Annotated in this window: 10 protein-coding genes; all 10 read left to right on the plus strand. The window is 61.8% G+C overall.

Features of this window, described 5'->3' with window-relative positions; genetic code table 11:
- Nucleotides 1-164: 164 nt before the first annotated feature.
- Nucleotides 165-10,214, plus strand: coding sequence for an Ig-like domain repeat protein (locus ASC91_RS28725; protein ID WP_157281175.1), 10,050 nt, complete (start codon nucleotides 165-167; stop codon nucleotides 10,212-10,214).
- Complete coding sequence (locus ASC91_RS05070) at nucleotides 10,211-10,720, plus strand: hypothetical protein (RefSeq protein WP_157281177.1); 510 nt, start codon at nucleotides 10,211-10,213, stop codon at nucleotides 10,718-10,720. Before ASC91_RS28725 ends, ASC91_RS05070 begins: the two co-directional genes overlap by 4 nt.
- 301 nt (nucleotides 10,721-11,021) lie before the next feature.
- Entirely contained in the window at nucleotides 11,022-11,786 is a 765-nt protein-coding gene (locus ASC91_RS29245) for a hypothetical protein (RefSeq protein WP_157281179.1), read from the plus strand.
- Between the two features lie 419 nt (nucleotides 11,787-12,205).
- Nucleotides 12,206-12,403: a hypothetical protein gene (locus ASC91_RS05075; RefSeq protein WP_056193252.1), complete on the plus strand. Its 198-nt coding sequence runs from the start codon at nucleotides 12,206-12,208 to the stop codon at nucleotides 12,401-12,403.
- Between the two features lie 153 nt (nucleotides 12,404-12,556).
- On the plus strand, nucleotides 12,557-14,758 hold the full coding sequence (locus ASC91_RS05080; RefSeq protein ID WP_056193255.1) for a secretin N-terminal domain-containing protein: 2,202 nt from the start codon (nucleotides 12,557-12,559) through the stop codon (nucleotides 14,756-14,758).
- A gap of 2 nt (nucleotides 14,759-14,760) precedes the next feature.
- Nucleotides 14,761-15,279 carry a type II secretion system protein gene (locus ASC91_RS05085; RefSeq protein WP_056193257.1) on the plus strand — a complete coding sequence of 173 codons (519 nt, stop codon included), beginning with the start codon at nucleotides 14,761-14,763 and terminating at the stop codon, nucleotides 15,277-15,279.
- Nucleotides 15,276-15,707 carry a type II secretion system protein gene (locus ASC91_RS05090; RefSeq protein WP_394326310.1) on the plus strand — a complete coding sequence of 144 codons (432 nt, stop codon included), beginning with the start codon at nucleotides 15,276-15,278 and terminating at the stop codon, nucleotides 15,705-15,707. Before ASC91_RS05085 ends, ASC91_RS05090 begins: the two co-directional genes overlap by 4 nt.
- Before the next feature lie 25 nt (nucleotides 15,708-15,732).
- Nucleotides 15,733-16,164: a type II secretion system protein gene (locus ASC91_RS05095; protein WP_157281181.1), complete on the plus strand. Its 432-nt coding sequence runs from the start codon at nucleotides 15,733-15,735 to the stop codon at nucleotides 16,162-16,164.
- On the plus strand, nucleotides 16,161-16,625 hold the full coding sequence (gene gspG / locus ASC91_RS05100) for a type II secretion system major pseudopilin GspG (RefSeq protein WP_056193266.1): 465 nt from the start codon (nucleotides 16,161-16,163) through the stop codon (nucleotides 16,623-16,625). Before ASC91_RS05095 ends, gspG begins: the two co-directional genes overlap by 4 nt.
- Nucleotides 16,576-17,856 (plus strand): type II secretion system F family protein, encoded by a 1,281-nt coding sequence (locus tag ASC91_RS05105; RefSeq protein WP_056193269.1) that lies wholly within the window; start codon nucleotides 16,576-16,578, stop codon nucleotides 17,854-17,856. The genes gspG and ASC91_RS05105 overlap by 50 nt, the downstream gene beginning before the upstream one ends.
- Nucleotides 17,857-17,872: the final 16 nt, after the last annotated feature.

A 17,872-nucleotide genomic window follows, 5' to 3' on the forward strand; every position in this document is an offset into this window, starting at 1 on the left:
ACAGGTTTGAATCGGCTCCTGCATGACTTCGTTGCTCCGTCGAACGGATTCGCTCGGGTTAACCCTGGCGAGCGCCATTCGTGCGTTCGCTCAGAATGCGCCGCACAAAAAGGTTATGAGGATGTGATTGCTTGGTGCTATCCAGCAACGCATGAGGGAGGTTAGTGAACAAGATCGATCAAGGGCAACGCGCCGACCGCGTTGCAAGTCAGCGCCATTGCGACGTATCTGGGCGTTCTAGCCGCGTCGTGGCTGCACTGCTCCGGCTCTGGGTTCTTCTTCTGATGGTGCTGGCGCCTACGCTGGCCACAGCCGGCTGTTATCAAGACGGCACCGAGTGGTTCTGCGCAGCCCCGGATATTTCGATCCGCTCACCCGCTGCAGGGCAGTCGTTCTCAACGACAACGCCGGTCTCTGTGATCGTTGATGCGAGCGACTACGCCCCTATCGATGCACCTCATACCTCGTTGATCTACGAGATTCGTCTCTACGTCAACGGCACGCTCAGCCGATACCAGCGCTATACGCCGGTAAATGTTGCAGAGGCTACCGCGCAGTTCGACCTTGGCGCATTGACCGCAGGGACCTATGTGCTGAAGGCGGTGGTGGCAGACCAGCAAGGTCGCGAGCGAAGCACGCAGATTCAGATCACCTCGACCGGCCCCGTTCTATCGGCCACTCAAACGACCACCACAGCATCTCCGAACCCCGTGCAGGTCGGCCTGCAAGTCATGGTTGGTGCACAGGTGACCGGTGGAAGCACGCCAACCGGCACCGTCACCATCCGTGAGGATGGTAAGGCTGGTACGGCGGTCACGCTTAGTGGCGGGCAGGGCAGTTTGGCAATGTCCTTCGCCGATCCAGGTTGGTACTACGTTTCTTCAACTTACAGCGGCGACAGCAGTCACCAGGGGTCCACTTCGTCAAGCGTGACGATCGTTGTTCAGAAGCGCCAGACATCGGTGTCGCTCAACGCGAGCAGCACCAGCGTACTGACGAACCAATCGTTCACGTTGTCCGCGGCCGTCAGTGGCGCCAGCCCGGGCGGGACGGTGACGTTCAAGTCCGCAGGCACAGTGCTGCAGACGGTTGCCGTCAGCAACGGTTCTGCGTCTCTCACGACCAGCCTGCCCAACGCCGGCACCTACGCGGTTACGGCGGAATACAGTGGAGACACCAACAATGTCGCATCCACGTCTGGCTCCGTGAGCATTGGCGTCAAAGCGCCTGCGAGCGTTGTATTGTCAAGCAGCCCTGCCTCTCCGGCTGTTTCCGGTTCCGTGACGTACACAGCAACCGTGACCGGATCATCGCCGTCGGGAGGGGTCCAGTTCAACGACAACGGATCTCCGCTAGGCAGCGCTGTGACGCTGTTGAACGGTAGCGCGTCTTTCACGACCAGCTACGCCACCGCGGGCAATCATGCAATCGGCGCGAGCTATGCCGGTGACGGCAATAACACTGCAGCAACGGCCTCGACGCTGACCGTAGCGGTGGTGCCCCGCTCGACATCCACCAGCGTCTCTGCTGGGACCGCAGCGCCAGGCCTGAACCAGCCGGTGACGCTGTCTGCATCCGTAAGTGGCACCAACCCGGCGGGGACCGTCACCTTCCTGGCTGACGGCGTCGCGCTTGGCTCGCCCATTTCACTGTCCGGTGGCAACGCTTCGACCAGCGCCACCTTCGCGACGGCTGGTGCTCGCACCATCACGGCCCGCTACAACGGCGATGCAAACAATGCCGGCAGCCTGTCGGGTGGCACGGTAGTCACGGTGCAGAAGGGGGCGAGTTCGACGAGTGTCAGCGTCAGCGCGACGGCGTTGGTCGTCAACCAATCGACGACGCTCTCGGCCACGGTTGTCGGTTCATCGCCCGGCGGCAGCGTGACGTTCCGCAGCAACGGTGCGGTGCTGCAGACGGTAGCGCTTTCGAGCGGAGCGGCCTCGCTCAACACCAGTTTTGCTGCGGCTGGAAGCTACGCCATTACTGCTGAGTACAGCGGGGACAGCAACAATGTCGCATCCACGTCGGGCTCCGTGAGCGTTGGCGTAAAGGCGTCTGCAAGCGTTGTATTGTCAAGCAGCCCTGCCTCTCCGGCTGTTTCCGGTTCCGTGACGTACACGGCGACGGTGACCGGATCATCGCCGTCGGGGACGATCCAGTTCAGCGACAACGGATCTCCGGTGGGCAGCGCTGTGACGCTATCGAACGGTAGCGCGTCTGTCACGACCAGCTACGCCACCGCGGGCAGTCATGTAATTGGCGCGAGCTATGCCGGTGACGGCAATAACACTGCCGCAACGGCCTCAACGCTGACCGTAACGGTGGTGCCTCGCTCGACCTCCACCAGCGTCTCTGCTGGGACTGCTACGCCGGGTCTGAACCAGCCGGTGACGCTGTCCGCATCCGTAAGTGGCACCAACCCGACGGGGACCGTCACCTTCCTGGCCGACGGCGCCACGCTTGGCTCGCCCATTTCACTGTCCGGTGGCAACGCTTCGACCAGCGCCACCTTCGCGACGGCTGGCGCTCGCACCATCACGGCGCGCTACAACGGCGATGCAAACAATGCCGGCAGCCTGTCGGGCGGCACTGTAGTCACGACGCAGAAGGGGGCGAGTTCGACGAGCGTCAGCGTCAGCGCGACGGCATTGGCCGTCAACCAATCGACGACGCTCTCGGCCACGGTTACTGGTTCATCGCCTGGCGGTAGTGTGACGTTCCATAGCAATGGCACGCCGCTGCAGACGGTTGCGCTGTCGAACGGCGCCGCATCGTTCAACACCAGTTTCGCCGCCGCCGGCAGCTACGCCATCACGGCTGCATACAGCGGCGACGCGAACAACGCCATTTCAACTTCGTCGAGTGTTGCTGTTGGCGTGAAGGCCGCCGCCGCCGTCAGCCTGGCGAGTTCGCCGGCATCGCCTGCAGTCTCCCAGTCGGTGACCTACACGGCGACGGTGACGGGCACTTCTCCGACCGGCACAGTGCAATTTGTCGACAACGGCACGCCGCTCGGGGCGCCAGTGGTCGTGGCGTCCGGTAATGCTTCGTTCACGACGAGCTACTCGACAGCAGGCAGCCGGTCGATCAGCGCAACCTATTCCGGCGATGCGAACAACGCCACCGCCACCGCAACGACGCTTAGCGTCAATGTCGGCAAGCGATCAAGTGTCACTGCCCTCGCGGTTGGAAACGTGACACCTCTTGTAGGCGAGAGCACCACGCTGACGGCTACTGTGGCGGGTTCGAACCCAACTGGCAGCGTGACGTTCCTTGCCGACGGCACGCCGCTTGGGGCGGCGGTGCCCTTAAGCAATGGCACGGCGTCGTTCGCGACCAGTTTCGCCAGCAGCGGTGTGCGATCACTGACCGTTTCATATGGCGGTGATGTCAACCACACCGCCAGCACTTCCGGCGCTCAGTCGGTGTCGGTGCAGAAGCAATCGGCCGGTGTCGCCCTGACTCTGGCGGCATCGTCAGTCAAGGTTGGTCAGTCCGTCCGATTGACTGCAACACTCACTGGCGCGGGAGGTTCCGCTCCAACCGGTACCGTTTCTTTCCTCAGCAATGGTTCAGTGATTGCCTCCGCAGTCCCGGTGGTCGGGAGCAGCGCGGTGTTCGACGCCAGTTTTACGACGGTCGGCAGCCGCAGCCTCACTGTTTCGTATGGGGGGGACGCCAATAACAGCGCAGTGACATCGGTGGCTGTTGCGCTGTCCGTCGTCAAGCGCGACAGCACAGTCACGCTCGTTTCCAGCGCCGGCAGCGTTCAGCCAGACCAGACCGTCAAACTGACTGCAACCGTTATGGGCACATCGCCAACGGGCAGGGTCGACTTCTTTGATGGAACGAAATCTGCTGGTACCGTACCTTTGCTGGCGGGTAAGGCGTCAAGCACCGTTCCCCTGTCTTCAGTCGGTGCACATACGTTGACTGCGCGCTATGTTGGCGACAGCAACCACAATGTCAGCACCTCACCAGGAGTGGTGGTCAGTGTTGCTGTGCAGACCGTGCAGGTGACGGTGCCCCATCTCGGCAACGCCAAGGCGGGTTCCCTGCCGGGAGCCGTTCAGGTCAATGGCAGCAAGGCGTCCTATTCGTTGCAATTGGCAATGCCGCCCGGGGTGCTTGCCATGACACCAGCGGTCTCGCTCGATTACGGCGGCGGTGCCGGCAACGGCATTGCGGGGGTGGGTTGGAATATCGGCGGGCAATCGGGCATTGCGCGTTGCCCGCCGACGCTTGCCCAGGATGGGCGTGGTGACGCACTGCGGTTGAACACCAAAGACCGGCTTTGCCTCGATGGCAAACGGTTGGAACTGGTCGGCCCTGACACATCCAGCGCACAGACTGCGGATGAGTTCAATACCCGCTATTGGGCTGCGAACGCGGGGTACCGCACGGAGATCGACGCCTTCGTCCGCGTGCAGCGTGTGAACGACGGCTTCACCGTCTATGCCAAGGACGGGCGCATTCATCAGTACGTCAGTACAAACGCGCTGAACCCGACGCTGCCGCCGTCGAGCGTCGTCCGCAACTGGCCTTTGGCAAAAAGCCAAGACCGCAACGGCAACACCATCGAGTATCAATACACCCGCGACACGCAAACCGGTGAGCAACTGCTGTCCCAGATCTCTTGGGGCGCAAATAGCAACTTGCCGCAAAGCCATTTCGCGAAGGCTGTGTTTGGCTACGAGAGCCGTCCCGATACGGAAACGCAGTTTTTCGCCGGTGATCGTGCAGACCTGCGCCAGCGTCTGAAAACCGTCACCACGTGGACGAACACAAGTACGGCCACGCCAGTGCAGGCGCTCCAGTACACGCTGAGTTACGGCACCAGCCCGAGCAGTGGGCGCAGCATGTTGGCCAGCGTGCAGGCATGCTCGCCTGTAGACGGATGCCTGCCTGCGACCACGTTCCAATGGGGTGAGCCCGATTCGGCCAAGTCGCGTGCCTTTGTCAGCAAAGGCACTTGGAACGGGCCGGTGCTGGAAGACCGCTTCCGTGCCAATACCTCTGCCACCGCAGGTCATGCGCAGGACGAAATGTTTGTGTCCGGCGACTTTGATGGCGATGGCCGTGCCGATGTCATGACGCGTTTCGGAGGCGCAGGCATCACGCTATATCGCAGCACGGGAACGAGCTTCGTCACCTCGCAGCCGTTTGCCGGCCTGGACGCGCAGATGGCTATCGTCGAGGTGGGCGATTTCGACGGCGACGGCCAAACCGATGTGCTGATGGCGCGCGGAAACCTCGACATGTACGGCGTGGTCCAGGTCACGAACGAAGTGTTGAACGGTTGGAAGATCTGCTACTCGCGCCTGCGCCAGGGCGGAACCTTCTCCTGCACGGACTGGGCCGTGGATGGGGTAAATGCCACTCAGCGCGTCGTCTACGACTTCAACGCAGACGGTCGTGACGACCTGTATTTCTCGGGAGGCAGTCCTGGTGACGGCAACATGGGCACACAGCGCAGTTGCATCTCGACAGGGACAGGCTTCACATGCCAGGTGCAGGCTGCCGGCGCGGGCATTGATCTGGGCCCCGGACAGAGCAGCTTCACGCAGTTTTCTCCGCTGGCGACCGCTGACTTGGACGGTGATGGACGGCTGGACTTCATTACAGCCGGCCAAGCCGTCTACAACGCGGAAGGCAACTTCTGGACGTTCACTGAACCCTATATCGCTGGCCGGGGCTATTCGGCTGAGGCTGGTGGGCCTGTCACCTCGTCCTACTCCTTGCTGCATGACTACGGTGTTCCGTCGCAATACACCGTCAACACGCCACCTGACTATCGAGCAAGCGCTGTCGGCGTTGCTGGCGACATCAACGGCGACGGGTTGACCGACTTCTTGTTCCTCTACGGCCCGACACCCTCAACTCCGCTGACGAGGCGCCTGTGCCTGATGACGGGCAGCGGGTCGCCGTTCTGCGAAAACCGAACTGAGGCGTTCCTGACGCCGGACTGGTACGTCGGCAACATTGAAGGCGACGGCGTGCCGCGAGCGCTGACGGCCCGGCCCAAGGCGGGTCTCAACACTCCGCCGCAGGCCTGTTTGATCCGTTTTGGCGGATCCATGGACTGCAAGCCGTGGGCCATGCCACCGCAGCCTGCCGGACTCAGCCCCAATCCTCCAACCGACTGGCAACAGTCGCGCCTCTTCTTCTTGGATCTGACCGGCGACGGGCATCCCGAAGTCGTCTACTACCAGGCGGGCGGCCACTGGGAGGTGTTGGAGCATGCGCGCCTGGCCAAGGACGGCGAGGCGCTGGACCGACTTGTGCAAGTCACCAACGGCGTTGGCCTGCCCACGCGCATCGTCTACTCCACGCATGGCGATCCGAGTGTCTACACCCGCGACGCCGTCGACCCCGACGGCAACCTGAGTGCCACGGTCTATCCGCAGAAGCCCGTGCCGTTGATCGACCAAGTGGTCAGCGCCGTCAAGGTCGGCAATGGCCAGGGCGGCTGGCTGGAGACGCGCTACCGCTATGCGGGCGCTCGTTCGGACCAATCTGGCCGCGGTTTCCTGGGGTACGGTCGCATGGAGGCACTGGACGTCGCCAGTGGCGTGACCACCACGACCTGGTTCAGCCAAACTTGGCCCACCATCGGTATGCGCACGGCGATGCGCCAAACTGCGGCATCGGGCGTCGTGCTCGTTGACAGTCGCAGTGAACTGGATTCGCAGTCGATCGCTCATCCGAACGGCCGTACCACGCGTTTCCCGTTCACCAAGACGCAGACGGTGACGAAGAACGATCTCAGCGGCGATCCGCTGGGAACGGTTGCCACGGCCTGGGTTTATGGCGATGGCTGGGGCAACGCAACGCAGGTCACGGAGACCGCATCAGCCGATAGCGAGACCTTCGTATCCGGCACGACAACCACCTACGAGAACCGCACTGCCGATTGGTTGCTCGGCTTGCCAACGCGTGTCGAGGTCAAGAAGACCCGCGCCGGCGTGTCCGTCACTCGTACGAGCACCGCGGAGTTCGACGCCAAGGGCCAGCTGTCCAAGCAGACGGTTGAGCCGGATGCCCCGGCCTACCGTCTCGTGACGGAGTCTTTGCGCACCGGCAACTTGTATGGTCTGGTGACCGGCACGCGGCAATCGTGGACCGACCCTCAAACCGGCCAGCTGGTGCAGCGCACTTCCAATTCCACGCAGTTGGACCCGAACGGTCGTTTCATCCTGAAGGCGACCAACCCTCTGGGCCATGAAGAAGCCAAGCAGTACGACCCTCGGCATGGCGGGGTGACCCAGGCAACGTCGCCGAACGGCATCGTCACGAACTGGACGGTCGATGCCTTCGGTCGCATCACGAAGGAACAGCGCGCAGACGGCACCGAGACGAGGAACGTCATCGTGCAGTGCGACGCGGAATGCCCGCCCGGCGCTGTTCAAGCAACCGTGGTCGATCAATACCAAGGTGGTCAGCGTTACGGCGTTCCCAGCATCACTTACGCCGACAGCGCCGGCCACGTCCTGCGCAAGCGCACAAATGGATTGCAGGGCCAAGTGGTCGTGGCGGACCAGCGATATGACGTGCGCGGCCGCTTGAAAGAGGTGGACCAGCCACATGATGTGACTGCGTCGGCCACGCTGGCGTCCCGTACGGATTACGACGACCTGAACCGGCCGACCTCGGTCACCTCGCTGGACGAGGCCGGCACGGAGCGTTCACAGATCACGACCTACCGTGGCCTTCGCGTCACCACCACCAACGCCAAGAGCCACAGCATCGACAACTATCGTGATGCGCTGGGCTTGCTGAAGCGTGCGGTGGATGCCAATGGCAAAGAAACTCGCTTTGAGCGTGATCCATTCGGTGGCCTGACCAAGACGCGTGACCCGATGGGTAACGAGGTCGTCGTTGTGTTGGACCGCCTGGGTCGCCGCACCCAGCTGTCGGACCCTGACCTCGGCATCACCAAGTATGAGGTCGACCCGCCCGGCCGCGTCTGGAAGCAGACGTCGGCCAAGGCGCAGGTCACGACGATGGACTTTGACTCGCTGGACCGGATGACCGCGCGCCATGAGCCGGATCTGGAGAGCCGCTGGGTGTACGACACGGCCACCAAGGGCATCGGTCAATTGGCCGAGGCATACACCCTGCAGGGCCAGCAGAAAGACTACCGGCGTCAGCACACCTTTGATGCATTGGGCCGCCCGGATACGACCACCATCACACTGAACAGCGTGGTCCAGTCGAGCAAGGCAACCTATGACGACAAGGGTCGCACCGCCGCGATCAGCCACCAACGCGGCAGTGACGCCGCCAAGACGTTCAGCTACCGCTACAGCCCCACCGGCTACCTGGCTGGGCTCGACCGGGGCGCGACGTCGCTCTGGACGATTCAGCAGCAGGACGCTGCAGGCCGGGTGCGCCAAGCTGACCTGGGCAACGGGCTGATCCGGTTCACGGCGGTCAACCCGAATTCGGGCCGAGTGAGCAGCGCCTCGGTGGAGCGCGGTTCAGGCGCCGCCATACTGAATGAGGGTTATCAATACGACCCGTTGGGTAACGTCGTGCTGCGCGTGCTGTGGGGGGAGGCGACAGGCTTCGTTGAATCGTTCGATTACGACCCGCTGCAGCGTCTGAAAACCTCGCAGGTCACGGGCCAGCCGCAGCAGGTCTTCAACTACGACGATATTGGCAACCTGGTGTCCAAGACCGGTGTTGGCACCTACACCTACCCAGCCGCTGGGCAACCGCGGCCGCATGCGGTCACCGCCGTCACGGCCCAGAGCGGTAACTACGTTTACGACGACAACGGCAACCTGATGTCGGGGCCCAACGGCACGTCGCTGGTTTGGAGCAGCTTCGACATGCCCAGCCGTATTGCGAAGGGCAGCGCCTGGAGCCAGTTCGCGTTCGGGCCGGAACATCAGCGTGCACGGCAGACGCGCAGTGATGGCACAACCGTGCTGTACATGGGCGCGATGGAGCAGGAAACCAATGCCAGCGGCGGCATAACGCTCAAGACCTACTGGCCGATGGGCCTGGGTGTGGAGATTGATCGGCCTGGCGCACCATCGAGCGACCTGCTGTGGACGCATACGGACCGGCTGGGCAGCGTGATCGCGATCAGCCAGGCCGACGGGCAGTTCCGTGAGAAGCTGGCTTACGACGCCTGGGGCAAGCGCCGTACGCTGGACGGCACGGCCACGCCGGATACCTTGGATGGGCAGGCCGACAACCGCGGTTTCACGGGCCATGAAATGCTGGACAACGTCGACATGGTCCACATGAACGGGCGCGTGTATGACCCCTATCTAGCCAGGTTTGTCAGTGCCGATCCGATCATTCAGGAACCCGAGCATAGCCAGAGCTATAACCGATATAGCTACGCCTGGAACAACCCGACGAATATGACGGATCCCACCGGCTTTTCGAAAGAGGAGGCTGAGAAGAAGAAGACGCAGGAAGATGTCGTGAATGACCTTGCGAAAGACTATTGCAAGAAGCAAGGCTATGGAAATTTGAATTGCGTGTTCGATGCAAAGTTTGCGCTGAATAAGTTTTTTGATGGCCTTAATAACGGTGCTGCCAATCCTGCGGAGGCAGGCTCAAATAGCGGTCCCGCCCAGCAGTCTAGGGAGAAGTCGGCAAACTCGGCGAATAATGGCTCACCGGTAGAGCGCTGCTCGGCTGGCGTATGCATTGATCAACGCACGCTGATGGCACGGGCGCAGGGTTTTGATGACAGTCCGCAAGGACGCCTCCAGCAACATCTTGCGGAAGCTCAAGCGGGCGCTTGGAACGCTTTTCGCGAAGCCTATTTAACCTCCGCTAAGGTGTCTCTGAGCGTTCTTTCCTCAGCGGACCTCTTTGCAATTGACCTTTTGAAAGGTATCGGCATTTGGCGCTACATTTCGGCCACCCAGCCTGTATTCGAAGGAACCGTGATTCCAAGGTCATTTGAATTGGCTGCTGGTAACGCGCGCGTGTGGGTTCATCCCAATGCGTCTGAACACATTGCGGAAATGGCGGTAAACTTGGCTTCACGTGGCTTGAGCCACGAAGCGATTGCATTGAGAATTCAAATGCAAATTCTTCCAGGTCTTCGCGCAGCCGTTGCCGAAGCAACTCAAAATGGAATTCCTGCCACTATCGTACGGGTCGGTAGATGGGAGCTGAAATTTGCGGCTCCTCGGGCCGAAGGGCAGCTCCCAGCTCTTATCCATGCCCAACCCATCAAATGATTAAAACCGTCCAAGTATCGAATGTCGCACGAATGGCTCCCGTTTGTCATATTGATATTGATGGATATGTGCCGCTTCGATGGCGCTCATACGCGGATCTGATAAAAATCGCGCGCCTTCGGTTCGGGAACTTTAGTGAATCGTTATTTGAATTTCTATTGGATCAAGAAGATATGACCATCCGCGGGATGGCGCTAATTTCTGTTGATTCTATTCATCGGCCGAAAGCGGCGACGGGATTGCCTAGGACTCTAGGCTTGCCAATTCTTAACCTTCTTACCAAAGACTTTTTAAACGAGGCCTATGGGCTGCGTATTGACGCGGAGGTGCCGTTTTCTGTCGGTTACGGGGACGATTTCGTTGAAGTGGATTTGGGGGGGATGGAAGAGGCTGGGCGAATAATTCAATGTGATCAAGCCGAATTTTATTTGAAATTAGAGACGCTATTGGGTGTGCGTGTAATCGGCCTGACGGCGGAGCAAATGTTACAGATTCGACAGTTTTGATTTTCTATGTTCGAGTCGCTTACGAGTCTTGCGAATTTTTCGGAATAGAACTTGGAGCTGGGCAGATTTGAATAAGTAGTCGCAGACTTTCTGCTAGAACTCTTTCGCTCTCATGGTATTGAATTTAGGTGGCTCTTATCAAGGTTGATGTTTGAATAGGGTGGCCTGAGGCAGGCGGCGGTGTTTACTGCTGGGAGCCGGCAGTGGGACTTTTTTAAATCGACGATGTCGGTTTACGATGCTGCATAGCATTGGCCAGGTAAAATGTTGGAGTTTTGTGAATGGAGGCCAGGCCACTTACGTGGCCGCATCCGACTCGCTGGTCGAAGCTGAAGTGCTAAAGTGGTCATTTCAAAGGTGCACTGAAATGGCGAAAAGATTGCTTTCTATTTTTGTTAATAGAGGTAATGCGTGTTCCGCGGCGGCAATCCTAATGCCTTTGTTTTTTGGGCTTGCGATATACGTCGCGCTAACTCGCGCTGCCGATGCTATATGGGCTCAACTGCAGAGGGCGAATGATGCGGTCCCTGCAATGCGGGGACAACTGAACAGCGCCCGGTCACCGGGAGGCAGTGTCCCGTTCGTCACCCGCTTGCCTTCGATTCAGCCTTTCCCGCGCATCGCGATGCATTTGCAGGAAGCGGTCGACCGGTACGGGGTTCAGGTCGTCGGAATTTCCTCCACCCAGCAGCTGCCATCAGCGCACGCATTGGGGCGCTTGACTATCGACTTTCGCCTGCGCGGTTCATACGGTTCAGTCAAGAACGTACTGGCTGATTTGTTGACGCGGGATTCACAGTCGGCCGTTTTGCAGCGGTTGTCGATGATTCGCTCGCCCCAGCCGGGTAATGCAACTAATTTGATTTCTACAGGGAAAGCGCGCGACTTGTCCGCGTCGCCTGCTGAATCGAATGTTGACGCGCACGTTGTTGCAGTTTGGCTGACCTGCCCAAGGTCGGAAGGGGAGCGTTCTGCCCCAATGTCGGGTGAGCAGACAGATGCGCGTGCTTCTGACATTACTTACGACTGCATGGAACCAACGGCCGCTGTGCGTGGAGCGCCGTGACGGCCAGGACGATGGCAAAACGATCGCTGATATCGCTGGCTGGCGGGTTCAGCCGGGTGCGCCCAGGTTTGCGCTGGGCATTGGGCCTGTCTGCCGTGGCATCGCTGGGGGCCTTGGTGTACTCGGCTGATCCAGCGGTTGAGGCTGTGGCGGTTCCATCGAGCGCCGGCCGTACGGCTTCGGAAGCGCCCGGAATCGCCCCCAAAACAGGCATTGCGGTTCAGCGTTCGGCAATCGCACTGCCGACGCGCTTGCCGGAATTTCCACTAGAGGCCGCAGAGCGCGACCCGTTTGCCACCTTGCCCGCGGCTGGCATTGCGGTGCCTCAGCCGCCTCCGGCAGCGTTGCCGCTTCCCACTGCTGCAGCGCCGCCATCGCCCCCTCAAGCCCCTGCGCTGGACTATCGATATCTCGGACGCATGCTCGATCCCGATGGACACCAGAAAATCTATCTCGCCCGCCAGAACAAAGACGTCCTTGTCGAGCCGGGCATGGTGCTGGAGGAGGGCTATCGCGTCGAGGCGATCACCGACGATGAGATTCGTCTTCTGCACGAGGCGTTGCAACAGCGCGCCGTGATTCGCATTCCGCCCCCGCCCCCGCCGCCGTCGCCTTGATCCGCCTGTTCGCTTGCCTTCTTGATGTTCCACCGACACAACCGCAGCCCTCGTTGCCAGCGCCATCCCGCCTGCTTTGCCAGCGCTCTTGCTGCGCTCCTTGTTCTTGGGGGATGCGCCGAGAGCCGCATCCGCAGCGAATCAAGCAAAGCGTTGGTCAGCGGCCAATACAAGCAGGCGGTCGTTGCATTGGAGGAGGGCGTCAAGGAGCATCCCGATAGCACGTCGCTGCGCAGCGCCTTGCTGCAGGCGCGCGCTGAAGCGCAGGCACAGCTCATCTCGAAGGCCGTCTCCCAGCGCGTAAACGGCCAGTACGACGCCGCGGCCGCAACGTTGCGGGAAGCACTGGCGCTCGACCCGGGCAATGCACGCCTGCAGTCGTTGCTTGGCGACCTTGACCAGGAGCGCAAGAGCGCGGCCGACCTGGCCGCTGCTCAGCAATGGGCGGATGCCCGGCAACCCGACCGGGCACTGCGCGCGCTTGAACAAGCGCTGAAGGACAACCCGCGCCATGCCGGCCTGCAGGAACTGCAGCGCCGGTTGCTTGGCGAGCAGCGCAACGCGCAGGTGCAGGCCTTGAACAGCGGGCTGGCCGAATCCCGCCCGATCTCGCTGGATTTTCGTGACGCCAGCTTGCGGACGGTGCTTGACGTGGTGACCCGCCACAGCGGCGTCAACTTCGTGCTGGACCGCGATGTGCGTGCCGAAACTCGTGTGACGGTACTGCTGCGCCAGGCGCGCGTGGACGATGCGCTGGACCTGATCACCTCCAGCAACCAGCTTGCGAAGAAGGTCGTCGACGCGCGCACCGTCGTCATCTATCCGAACACGCCGGAGAAGCAGCGGGAGTACCAGGAGCAGCTGGTGCGCGTCTTCAACCTCTCGAACAGCGACCCCAAGGGCGCCGCCGCCTTCCTCAAGGCGATGCTGAAAATCCGCGAACCGTTCATCGACGAGCGCACCAACATGCTGGCGCTGCGCGATTCGCCCGAGAACATCCAACTGGCCGAGCGGTTGCTGGCCGTCTACGACAGCGCCGAGCCCGAGGTGCTGCTGGAGCTCGAAGTTCTGGAGGTGAATGCGACGCGCCTGACCGAGCTGGGAGTGAAGTTCCCAAACTCCTTCTCACTTTCACCGCTGGCGCCGAGCGGCACGACACAGTTGACGGTGGCCAATCTCGACAACATCGGCCGGGACCGCATCGGCGTCGGCATCGGCAACCTGCTGGTCAACCTCCGACGCGAGGTGGGCGACACGTCCACATTGGCCAACCCGAAGCTGCGCGTGCGCAACAAGGAGCGTGCCAAGATCCTCATCGGCGACAAGATCCCGATCGTCTCCACGACCAGTGGTACTGGCGGCTTCGTGTCCGAGAACATCAGCTACCTCGACGTGGGCCTCAAGCTTGATGTGGAGCCCACCGTATTCGCCGACGACGAGGTTGCCATCAAGGTGAGCCTGGAAGTCAGCTCGCTGGGCAGTTCCATCAAGACGTCTGCCGGGTCGATTGCGTACCAGATTGGCACTCGCAATGCTTCGACCCTGCTGCGTCTGCGTGATGGCGAGACTCAACTGCTTGCGGGGCTCATCAGCCGCGACGAGCGCTCCATCGCCAGCCGCATTCCCGGCCTCGGCGACCTGCCATTGCTGGGGCGCTTGTTCTCCAGCCAGCTCGACGACGGCAAGCGCTCTGAGTTGCTCCTGGCGATCACGCCGCATGTGTTGCGCAACGTCAAGCGGCTCAATGCCAGCGAAGCGGAACTCTGGGTCGGCACCGACGCAGCGCCCAAGTTGCGCCCCGTGGGTGGGCTGCAGTTCAGCGCACAGCCACCGGCTGCTGGGCCGCCGGCTGGCGCCTTGCCGGCGGCTGCGGGTACTGCTGCCGCGCCGGCGAAGTTGCAGGGTGGTGCCGCAGAGAACCTGGCGCCCGTATCACCCGCGCCGTTCAAGGGCCCTGGCAGCTTGACGCTTTCTGCGCCCGCATCGGCCCAAATCGGCGAGACGGTCGAGGTGCGTCTCGGTGTGCGCGATGCGCCTCTGCGTGGGTTGATGACCGAGTTGCAGTTCGATGCCGAAAAGCTGGCGTTGATGGAAGCTGAGGAGGACGACTATTTCCGCCAAGGCAATGCGGTCACCAGTTTCGGCAAGCGGGTCGAGCCCGGTCGCGTGAACCTCAGCGTGCTGCGCAATCAGGCGTCGGCGACCGAGGGCGCTGGCAACGTGTTCAAGCTGCGCTTCAAGCTGTTGTTGGCAGGCCGCGCCGATGTACGTGTGGCCTCGGTTCAGCCGGTCTGGACCGAGCCGTCTGCTGACAAGCCTGCCTTGCCAGCCCCAGCCGTCATCGAGGTCAAGTGACCATGCGGCCGTGGCGCGCCCGCAGTCCTGCGCGTGCAGCTTGCCGCGCGAGACGAGGGCACGGCTTCACGTTGATAGAGCTGCTGGTTTGCCTGGCCATCCTCGGGCTGCTCGCTTCGATGGCTATGCCGATGGCGGAGATGGCCTGGCAGCGCGAGAAGGAGCGTGAACTCAAGCGAGCACTCTGGGAGATTCGCGATGCACTGGATGTGTACCGGTCCGCACGTGAGTCCGGCGCGGTGCTTGGGCCAGCAGACCAAGCCCCTTACCCATCCACGCTGCGGGAGCTCACGCTCGAAGTTCCAGATGCCCGAGCCGACCGGCAGGGGCAGACGCTGCGGTTCCTGCGAAGCGTCCCGCGAGATCCGTTCGCCGATCCGGCCCTGCCCGCCGAACAGACCTGGGGACTGCGTGGCTATCAATCCGAGGCTGAAGACCCGCGGCCAGGGCGCGAGGTCTACGACGTGCATTCGCGATCGGGCCTGGTGGGCCTCAACGGCATCCCGCTCAAGGCTTGGTGACGATAGCCATGGGCGTAGCAAAGCATCGGCGTGGCAAAGCGAAGGTCGTGATCGGTCGACACGGGTTCACCGTGATTGAGCTTTTGGTCGTCCTGGCGGTCATGGCGTTGTTGTTGAGCGTGGCCGCGCCGCGCTACGTTCAGCACGTCGATCGCGCTCGCGAAACAACGCTGCGTCATGACTTGTATGCCATGCGCGACGCGATTGACAAGTTCTGTGCCGACCAGGGGCGCTATCCGAAGGATCTGTCTGAGCTCGTGCAGCGCCGCTACTTGCGTGACATTCCCGTGGATCCACTGACAGAGCGACGGGATACATGGACCGTCGTGCCAGGCCGTACCGGTAGCGCCGTGGAAGACGGTGTGGCGGATGTGCACAGCGGTGCGCGCGCGACTGCGCTGGACGGGAGCAGTTATGCGTCCTGGTGAACGGCCGCCACGAGGTTACGGACTGGTGGCGATGCTGCTACTGGTGGCGTTGACGGCAGCGGGCCTGTCGACGGTGGCGCAGTCTTGGGCGGAGTCGGCGCGACGCGACAAGGAACAACAGCTGCTGCGCATCGGGGCGCTGTACGTGCATGCGCTGGAGGACTACCGCCGCAAGTCCCCCGGTACCGAAAAGGTATTGCCGATGGAACTGGAGGAACTCGTGATGGACCGACGCTTCGTCGGCACGGTGCGGCACATCCGTCGGCTGTACCCAGACCCTGTTGGCACCGATGGTCGCTGGGGCGTCATACGTGGTGACAATGGCCGCATTCAGGGCGTTCACAGCCTCAGCGCCGACGAGCCTTTGATCGGCGCCAGCATCGAACGCCCGGGATTGCAGTTGCCCGCTGCCCGCCGCTATGCCGACTGGCGATTCGTCGTGGATTCAAAGCGATGACTGCAATTGGCAGAGGCGGAGTAACGGCCGGCGTCTTCGTACGCTCACGCCCGCGCTACGTGCTCGGGTTCACGCTGCTCGAACTGTTGATCGTCATGGTGATCATCGGGCTGCTGATGGGTATCGTCGGGCCTCGTTTCATCGGGCAGATCTCGCGTTCAGAGGCTACAACTGCGCGGGCGCAGATCGATGCACTGGACAAGGCGTTGCAGGCGTTTCGCCTCGACCTGGGCCGGTATCCAAGTTCATCAGAAGGATTGCGTGCGCTGATCGAAGACGCCTCAGGCGACAAGCGCTGGCGGGGGCCATACCTGGCCAAGGGGCTGCCCGTGGATCCTTGGGGAATGCCGTATCGCTATCACTCGCCATCAGCGTACGCTGGCAGGGACTACGACCTGGTGAGTTTTGGGCGTGATCGTGCGCCTGGCGGCGTCGGCGACGACGGCGACGTTCAGCTGTGACACCCGCACATCCTGGCCCACCGAGATGAAATTCCGCGTCCGCGTTCTGGATCCAGTGCTCATGTCCATCAGCGAGACGCTGGTAGAGGCGCCGTCGAAAGAAGCGCTAGGCAGTCAACTGGCTGATGGCCGCCGGATCATTGCGGTGGTCCCTTTGCGCGATGGTTTGCCGAGCATGACATCTGCGCGTGGTTCCCCGGGACGGGCGCTGGATGTCGCTTGGTGGTGCCGAGAGTTGATGACGCTACTCAAGGCGGGCATGACCGTGGTCGAGGCAATTGAAACCCTGCATGTCCAATCGACGGGTGATGTGGCTCGCGCAAGCGTCCAGCAGGGTTTGCTTGAGCAGTTGCATCAAGGCAAGCCGCTGTCGGCGGCGATGGAGTCGTTGAACCGTTTTCCCATGGTGCTGATCGCCAGCGTCCGCGCTAGCGAGCGCAGCAGTTCGCTGCAAGAGGCGTTGGCCAACTATCTGCGCTATCACGACATGCTTGATGCCTTGCGCAAGAAGGTCGTGAGCGCGGCGATCTATCCCGCGTTGGTGCTCGGTCTTGGCCTGCTGGTCTGCACCTTCCTGGTAATGGTGGTGCTGCCACGCTTCGCTGCCATGTATGCGGATGTGCGCGGTGACATGGGATGGTCGACCCAGGTGCTTGTCACTGCCAGTGGCTTTGTGCATCAACATCGACCAGCCTTGTTGATCGCTCTGGCGCTCACCGCAGCGGCGGCCATCATGGCTTGGCGCCGTGGCGCCATCCAGCACGTGGCGCTGCGCTTCGTCAGGGCCGTGCCACCGGTCGGCCGCGCATTGCGGGAGTTCCGAATGGCGAAGTTCTATCACGCGGTCACTGTGATGTTCCGCGGGGGGTATCCGCTGGATGAAGCCCTGAGGCGCTGCGAAGGCCTTGCACTAGGAGACGACGTTGATGCGGCCATGCGTGCTGCCCATGACGCCTTGACGCAGGGAGCACGGGTGTCCACCGCGTTTGCTGATGCTGGGCTGACTGACACGGTGACCCGACGCCTGCTTGCCGTCGGGGAGCGCTCCGGCCACTTCGACCAAGTGCTTCAGACGATCGCCGAACGCCACGCTGACAATTTCGCGCTGTTCATGGATCGCGCCACGCGCATCGTTGAGCCGTTGATGCTCTTGTCTGTTGCATTGCTCGTGGGTGGCATCGTGGTATTGATGTATCTGCCAATCTTCGACATCGCTAGCAGCATCCGCTGACTCGGCCTTCCGATAG

The sequence above is a fragment of the Pelomonas sp. Root1237 genome, from assembly GCF_001425055.1.
In the GTDB taxonomy this organism is placed as follows: domain Bacteria; phylum Pseudomonadota; class Gammaproteobacteria; order Burkholderiales; family Burkholderiaceae_C; genus Pelomonas.